This is a genomic window from Streptococcus vulneris, from assembly GCF_019218685.1.
Taxonomy (GTDB): domain Bacteria; phylum Bacillota; class Bacilli; order Lactobacillales; family Streptococcaceae; genus Streptococcus; species Streptococcus vulneris.
In genome coordinates this window covers 1-536 of record NZ_JAHUZC010000031.1, presented here as the reverse complement: position 1 = coordinate 536, position 536 = coordinate 1, and the positions used below count along the sequence as shown (strand labels likewise).

Annotated in this window: 1 pseudogene; it reads right to left on the bottom strand. The window is 54.3% G+C overall.

The features are described 5' to 3' along the window. Window positions 1-536: pseudogene (locus KUA57_RS09455) on the bottom strand (hypothetical protein); the annotation flags it as partial.

Genomic DNA, 536 nt, shown 5'->3' with positions numbered 1-536 from the left:
GCCTCAGCATCTACTAGTGCAGTAGCTTCAGCTTCAGCGTCAACAAGTGCGGTAGCAAGTGCTTCAGCGTCAACCAGCGCAGTAGCTTCAGCTTCAGCCTCAACCAGCGCGGTAGCTTCAGCTTCAGCGTCAACAAGCGCGGTAGCTTCAGCTTCAGCATCAACAAGCGCAGTAGCTTCAGCTTCAGCGTCAACTAGTGCAGTAGCAAGCGCCTCAGCATCGACAAGTGCAGTAGCTTCAGCTTCAGCATCAACGAGCGCGGTAGCAAGTGCATCGGCTTCAACTAGTGCGGTAGCCTCAGCTTCAGCGTCAACCAGCGCAGTCGCTTCAGCTTCAGCATCAACGAGTGCAGTAGCTTCAGCTTCAGCGTCAACAAGTGCAGTAGCCTCAGCTTCAGCGTCAACCAGTGCAGTAGCTTCAGCTTCAGCGTCAACAAGCGCAGTAGCTTCAGCTTCAGCGTCAACAAGTGCAGTAGCCTCAGCTTCAGCGTCAACAAGTGCAGTAGCTTCAGCTTCAGCGTCAACAAGCGCAGTAGC